Origin of the sequence: Sphingomonas sp. (assembly GCF_019242355.1) — a bacterium.
Classification (GTDB): domain Bacteria; phylum Pseudomonadota; class Alphaproteobacteria; order Sphingomonadales; family Sphingomonadaceae; genus Sphingomicrobium.
Window position 1 is genome coordinate 1 of the sequence record NZ_JAFAVR010000101.1, and the last position, 6,442, is coordinate 6,442.

Annotated in this window: 10 protein-coding genes; all 10 read right to left on the reverse strand. The window is 66.5% G+C overall.

The window, feature by feature from the left end; all coding sequences use genetic code 11:
• Positions 1-595: CBS domain-containing protein (locus JOZ79_RS04730; RefSeq protein WP_294071315.1), on the reverse strand; the 595-nt coding region annotated here is incomplete at its 3' end.
• The gene (gene ybeY, locus JOZ79_RS04735; RefSeq protein WP_294071339.1) at positions 595-1,098 is read right to left on the reverse strand and encodes an rRNA maturation RNase YbeY; all 504 of its coding nucleotides are present in this window, start codon (positions 1,096-1,098) and stop codon (positions 595-597) included. The genes ybeY and JOZ79_RS04730, both read right to left, overlap by 1 nt.
• The gene (locus JOZ79_RS04740; protein WP_294071318.1) at positions 1,098-2,102 is read right to left on the reverse strand and encodes a PhoH family protein; all 1,005 of its coding nucleotides are present in this window, start codon (positions 2,100-2,102) and stop codon (positions 1,098-1,100) included. The genes ybeY and JOZ79_RS04740 overlap by 1 nt, the downstream gene beginning before the upstream one ends.
• Entirely contained in the window at positions 2,102-3,409 is a 1,308-nt protein-coding gene (miaB, locus tag JOZ79_RS04745; protein WP_294071321.1) for a tRNA (N6-isopentenyl adenosine(37)-C2)-methylthiotransferase MiaB, read from the reverse strand. Before miaB ends, JOZ79_RS04740 begins: the two co-directional genes overlap by 1 nt.
• On the reverse strand, positions 3,406-4,137 hold the full coding sequence (locus JOZ79_RS04750; protein WP_294071324.1) for a lysophospholipid acyltransferase family protein: 732 nt from the start codon (positions 4,135-4,137) through the stop codon (positions 3,406-3,408). The genes miaB and JOZ79_RS04750 overlap by 4 nt, the downstream gene beginning before the upstream one ends.
• Before the next feature lie 16 nt (positions 4,138-4,153).
• The gene (locus JOZ79_RS04755) at positions 4,154-4,576 is read right to left on the reverse strand and encodes a Fur family transcriptional regulator (RefSeq protein ID WP_294071327.1); all 423 of its coding nucleotides are present in this window, start codon (positions 4,574-4,576) and stop codon (positions 4,154-4,156) included.
• Positions 4,577-4,636: 60 nt separating this feature from the next.
• Complete coding sequence (locus tag JOZ79_RS04760; protein ID WP_294071330.1) at positions 4,637-5,062, reverse strand: MucR family transcriptional regulator; 426 nt, start codon at positions 5,060-5,062, stop codon at positions 4,637-4,639.
• Between the two features lie 114 nt (positions 5,063-5,176).
• Entirely contained in the window at positions 5,177-5,662 is a 486-nt protein-coding gene (locus tag JOZ79_RS04765; RefSeq protein WP_294071333.1) for a GNAT family N-acetyltransferase, read from the reverse strand.
• A complete protein-coding gene (tsaB, locus tag JOZ79_RS04770; RefSeq protein ID WP_294071336.1) occupies positions 5,662-6,273 on the reverse strand; it encodes a tRNA (adenosine(37)-N6)-threonylcarbamoyltransferase complex dimerization subunit type 1 TsaB in 612 nt (203 codons plus the stop codon). Before tsaB ends, JOZ79_RS04765 begins: the two co-directional genes overlap by 1 nt.
• A gap of 48 nt (positions 6,274-6,321) precedes the next feature.
• The coding region (locus JOZ79_RS04775) for a NifU family protein (protein ID WP_294071342.1) at positions 6,322-6,442 on the reverse strand (121 nt) is incomplete at its 5' end.

Consider the following 6,442-nt stretch of genomic DNA (forward strand, 5'->3'; position numbering starts at 1 on the left):
CGTCATGCTCATCCTCGATCTCGCCCACGATTTCCTCGACCACGTCCTCGATCGTCACGAGCCCCTCGGTGCCGCCGAACTCATCGACGACAATGGCAAGATGCGTTCGCTGGGTTCGCATGCGGGCGAGAAGCTCGATCACGCCCATCGATTCGGGAACGAACAGCGGCTCGCGCATCAGCGCCGCCATGGAGCGATCGCGAGCCTGGTCGACGCTCGCCATGAAGACGTCCTTGACGTGGATCATGCCGATCATTTCGTCGAGACTGTCGCCATAAACAGGGAGGCGGCTATGCCCGGCGTCGACGAAGGCCGCGATCAGCTCGTCGAACGTGGCTGTCGCGGGAACAGCCATGATGTCGCCGCGGGTGACGCAAATGTCGCCGGCCGTCTGATCGCCGAAATGCAGCAGGTTGCGGAGCATCTGGCGCTCCGGCGGCGTCAGGTCGCCCGCCACCGGCCTCGAATCCTCGGCCTCCTCGATCGCTTCCTCGATCTGGCCACGCAGGGTCGGCTCGGCGTCATCGCCGAACAGCAGGTGCCGCATGCCGCGCCACAGGCGCGAACCGCCGGCTTCGTCCTCGCGAGTCGCCATCAGGCCGCGACCTCATAGGGGTTGGCGACGCCGAGTCGCCGGAGCGCCCGGGCTTCGCGAGCCTCCATGTCATCGGCATCACCGTCGTCGTGATGGTCATAGCCCAGCAAGTGAAGCGTGCCATGGACGATCAGGTGCTTGGCATGGTCCTCGATGGAGATGCCCTTGTCCGCGGCTTCGGCGACGCAGACGCCCCGCGCGAGCACGATGTCGCCGAGCAACATTTCCGGACCAGCAAGGTTTGCGCCCCGCAAATCGTTCTCACCGAGCATTGGGAAGGACAGCACGTTGGTCGGCTTGTCTTTGCCTCGCCACTGGCCGTTCAGCGCCTTGACCTCCTCGTCGCCAGTGAGCCGGACGGACAGTTCGACCGGGCGCTGGCCGGACCCGAGCTGCGGGAAGGCGCTTTCGGCGACGGCGGCCTCGGCGGCGCTTCGGACCAGCGCCTCCCAGCCGCTGCTACTGTCCCATTCCTCGTCCGCGTCGATGGCGATCTCGATCATCACGCGTTTGGACCTTCGTATGCGTCGACGATCCGCCCGACGAGCGGGTGGCGGACGACGTCGGCGGCGCTGAAGCGGACCGTTGCGATACTCTTGATCCCGGTCAGCCGTCCGACCGCGTCGGCAAGGCCGGACTTGGACGGGTCGGGCAGGTCGACCTGGTAGGGATCGCCACAGATCACCATCCGGCTGCGCATGCCGAAGCGGGTCAGGAACATCTTCATCTGCTGCGGCGTGGTGTTCTGCGCTTCGTCGAGGATGATGAAGGCGTCGTTGAGCGTGCGGCCGCGCATGAAGGCGATCGGCGCGATCTCGATTTCGCCCGACGCGATGCGGCGTTCGACCTGCTCGGTCGGAAGCATGTCATAAAGCGCGTCGTAGAGCGGGCGGAGATAGGGATCGACCTTCTCCTTCATGTCGCCGGGCAGGAAGCCCAGCCGCTCGCCGGCCTCGACCGCCGGGCGGGAAAGGATCAGCCGGTCGACGCTGCCGCTGATTAGCTGTGACACTGCCTGCGCCACGGCGAGATACGTCTTGCCGGTACCGGCGGGGCCGAGCGCGAAGATCATCTCGTCGCGGGCGAGCGCTTCCATATAGGCGGTCTGCACCGGTGTACGCGGGACGATGGTCTTCTTGCGCGTGCGGATCATCACTCGTGGCGGGCTCGCGACCTCGTCGGAGATGATGCCGTCAAGGTTGGGCTGCGCTGCGACGCCGAGCACCGCTTCGACCGCTTCCGCGTCGACATCGTGGCCCTGGTCGAGCCGATTGTAGAGGCCGATCAGCACTTCCCGGGCGCGCGCGGCACTATCCGCCTCGCCCTCGATCTGCACGCGGTTGCCGCGCGCGGCGATGTGGACGCCAAGGCGCTGCTCGATGGTGATCAGGTGCCGGTCATAATCGCCGAACAGCGGCCCGAGCAGATACGGCTGCTCGAACTCCAGCTCGAGGCGGGCGCGGCCATGCTCATTGGCGGCAACGGCGGCGAGGTCGCGGCGGGCCATCAGGCGGCTTCTTTCTGACGCTCGGCGCCGGCCATGCTGTTGGGGCCGGCGGACAGCAATGTGACGTCGATGATGTCGCCCGGTTGAGCCGCCGTTTCGACATGGACCGACTGTAGCCACGGCGAGCGGCCGATCATCTGGCCCTCGCGGCGGCCCTTGCGCTCGATCAGGATCTGCGTGCTGAGGCCCACCGTGGAGCGGTTGAACGCCATTTGATGCCCGTTGATCCTCTCCTGCAGGCGTTGCAGGCGATCGTCCATGATCTCGCGAGCGATCTGATCCTCCATGACTGCCGCCGGCGTGCCTGGGCGGGGACTGTACTTGAACGAATAGGCGGCCGCGTAGCCGACTTCGTCGACGATGTTCAGCGTCGCCTGGAAATCCTCTTCGGTCTCCCCCGGGAAACCGACGATGAAGTCGCCGGAAATGGCGATGTCGGGGCGGGCAGAGCGCATCTTCGCGAGTATGGCGAGATATGCTTCAGCGTCGTGGCTGCGGTTCATCGCCTTGAGGATGCGGTTGCTGCCCGACTGCACGGGGAGGTGCAGGTAGGGCATCAATTCCGGCACCTCGGCGTGGGCGGCGATGAGCGGTTCGTCCATGTCCATCGGGTGGCTGGTGGTGTAGCGAATGCGCTCGACGCCATCGAGCCGGGCGATCGCGCGGATGAGGTCGGCAAACCCCCGTTCCCCATCGCTCCATGCGTTCACGTTCTGGCCGAGCAGCGTGATCTCGCGAGCGCCGGCATCGGCCAGCTCCCGGGCCTCTTCGAGAACCGCGCTCCGCTGCCGCGAAATCTCGGCGCCCCGTGTGTAGGGCACGACGCAATACGTGCAGAATTTGTCGCAGCCCTCCTGGATGGTGAGGAAGGCGCTCGGGCTCGCCCTGCGGCGGGCAGGGAGGGCCTCGAACTTGGCGGTAGCTGGCATGTCGGTATCGACCGGCCGCGCTCCGCGCCCCGCCTGCGCGATCATCTCGGGCAATCGGTGGTACGCCTGCGGGCCAACCACGATGTCGATCATTGGCGAGCGGCGCTGCGCCTCCGTGCCCTCCGCCTGGGCGACGCAGCCCGCGAGCGCGATCAGCGGCTTGGAGCCGTCCTCGCGGCGCAGGCGGCCGACGTCCGAATAGGCCTTCTCGGCCGCCTTCTCGCGGATGTGGCAGGTGTTGAGGACGACGAGGTCGGCGGCCTCGCGATTCGACGCCGGGCTCATCCCCTGGGCGCTCAGCAGCTCCGCCATGCGCTCGCCGTCATAGACGTTCATCTGGCAGCCGAAGCTTTTGATCTGGAAGGTGCGGGGAGTCATTGCTCTTCATCTATAGGCGAGGGTGCGGGCGACTTGAAGCCGAGCTCGTGGGCAATTGTATCGCTCGCCTGCGCCGCGAGCCGCTTGCGGTCCCCGGCGGGCAGCGGCGCAAGCAGGCGGATGGTGACCCGAAAGGTACCGGCGCGGCCAAGGACCCGCAGGATATTGTCCTTGCCGGCCTCTTCGAACCAGCTGATTTCGGTCCTGGCGGCGCCGTAGTCGATCGCCACGGGGCGCACCGGGAAGCGGTCGGTCGCGGCGGCGAAAAGGGGCGGGCGGAAGGGGAGCAGCCGGTCGCCCGGTCCGGTGGTGCCTTCAGGAAAGAAGGCGACGACTGCACCGCGCTCGATCGCAGATGTCAACGCCGCAGTCTGCTCGCCGACCTGGCGACGAGCGGAGCGGTTGACATAAATCGTGTGGTTCTGGTCGGCCAGCCAGTGGACCAGCGGGTGGCCGAGCTGGTCCTTCGACACGAAGGCGCAACCGGTCGCGCCGCCGAGGATCAGGATGTCGAGCCAGCTTGAGTGATTGGCAACGAGAAGCGTGCCCGGCCGCGGCCGCTCGCCAACCATCCGGACCCGCGCTCCTGCGATGCGCGCCGCGAACGCCAGGAAGCGCGGCGGCCAGCCCGATCGGCCGAACATGGCCTTTGTCACGATATGGATGGGCGCGAGCAGGACAAGCAGCCCGACCAGCCCGGCGATCCGCAGGGCCGCGCGCGGGGTCATCCGCGTCTGACCGTCGCTATCGGTCGCGGTCGGAGGCGACGCCGTACAGCTCCATTCGGTGATCGACGAGCCGATAGCCCAATTTCTCTGCGATGCGCTTCTGGAGCGTCTCCAGTTCGTCATCGACGAACTCGATGACCTTGCCGGTCTCGACGTCGATCAGGTGGTCGTGGTGGTTGTCCGATACCGCTTCATAGCGCGAACGGCCGTCGCCGAATTCGTGCCGCTCGAGAATGCCTGCTTCCTCGAAGAGCCTCACCGTCCGGTAGACGGTGGCGATCGAGATGTTGGGATCGATTGCCGCGGCCCGGGCATGCAGCGTTTCGACGTCGGGATGGTCCTCGCTGTCGCCGAGCACGCGGGCGATGACCTTGCGCTGCTCGGTGATCCGCAGGCCCTTGTCAGCGCACAAGGATTCGATGTCGATCGTGCGGCTCATGCGCTGAAACTAGGCATCGTGGCGGCGCTGGGCAAGTTGCCGGACGCCGCCACCGCGGTTTTACTTGGCCGTGCGAGTCCGCTTGCGCTTGGTCCCGAGGCCAATCGACTTGGCCAGCGTCCGCCGCTGTTCGGCGTAGTTCGGCGCGACCATCGGATAATCGGACGACAGCCCCCACTTCTGGCGATAGTCGTCGGGGGTCATGTTGTAGTGCGTCATCAGGTGGCGCTTAAGCATCTTCAGGCGCTTCCCGTCCTCAAGGCACACGATGTAATCGGGCTTCACCGACGAGCGCACGGAAACCTTGGGCTCCGGCTTCGTCTCGGGCGCGACGGCGCTTCCGGAGATCCCGCTGAGCGCCGCGTGCACATTCTGGATGAGGTTGGGAAGGTCGTTCACGGCGACGCTGTTGTTGCTGACGTGGGCAGCGACGATGTCGGCGGTGAGAGTCAGCAACGAGTCTTCAACGCCATTCTGTTCAGCCATTGTTATGTCCGTTCCGAGCAAGTTGACCGCGATAGTATACCGCGCTCGCCGAAAGTATAAGACAACGCAAGAGGCCTCGCAACTGCGCTAGTTGGAACTATTGGAAACGCACTATTAAATTTTTCTCATGAAGGTCAGCGCATCGAATGCACTGCCGTCGGGGGCGTGGTAGTATTTGCGTCGTCTGCCAACGGGCGCGAAACCGGCGTCCCGATACATGGACATCGCTCCGTTACCATCCCTGACCTCAAGATGTGCCGTCGAAATTCCGCTTGTCCGGGCCTGTTCGATGAAATCTTCGAGGAGCAGCCGGCCGACTCCGCGGCGTTGCTGGGCGGGCGCAACGGCGATCAGCAGAAGCTCGGCATCGTCGACGATGCTTCGCGACAGCGAGAAGCCGACGGCAAGCCCGGAGTCGCGCGTGCGCGCCAGCCGCAGGAGGACGCCGGTCATCGGAAGGATGCCGGCGCATTGCGAGCGTGTCCAGGCCTCGCCGAAATGGCTGCCGAACGCCTGCTCCATGACGATCATGACGGAATCGAGGTCGTCTGCGGTCCCCCGCTCAAGCGCGATCGCCTCGCGGATCGCCGGCGTCGCCATCAGGCGGCCCTGGGGACGCGCGCGTCCGGCGCCCGGCCGTAGAGCGGCCTCGCAGGCAGGCTGCGCAGCGCCTCTGGAACCTTAAGCGCGTCGGCCGCGGCCGGCCATGCCTCGCGCGCCTCGCCCGACCCGCGCGCCTCGACGAGCAGTCCAGCGCCCGATCCCAGGACAAGCCGGGCGTTCACGGCGGCGGCCGCATCGGCCGGCGAAAGATTGGCGACGTCGGCGGCTGGAAGGCGCGTTCTGCCGGCGAACTGCTGCACGAACAGCTCGCCGTGCCCGCCGGCGAGCGCAACCGCGACTTCCTCCCGGACGTCGGCTCCCGCCGCGAGCAGCGCCAGCGACGACATGCCCGCCAGCTCGGCGCCCCAGCCGATCGCAAGTCCCTGGGCGGCGGCAATCGCCACCCTGATGCCGGTGAAGCTGCCGGGGCCGGTCCCGACCAGGATGCGGTCGGGAGTCCGCCCGCCGAGCAACTCGGCGATCATCGGCACCAGTCGCTCGGCATGGCCGCGGCCGATCAATTCGTCCCGCCTGTCGATGCAGTCGCCGGCGCCGTCGAACAGAGCGGCGGTGCAAGCTGCGGTCGATGTGTCGAACGCGAGGAGCATGGCGGATAGTGGGCACATGCGGCGCAAGGCCGCAACCCCTTCGGGCCGTTAGACGGCTTCGACCGATTCCACTTCCGGCACGTAATGCCGGATAAGGCTCTCGATGCCGCGCTTCAGAGTCACGGTCGACGAGGGGCAGCCCGAGCAGGCGCCGTGCATCGCCAGATAG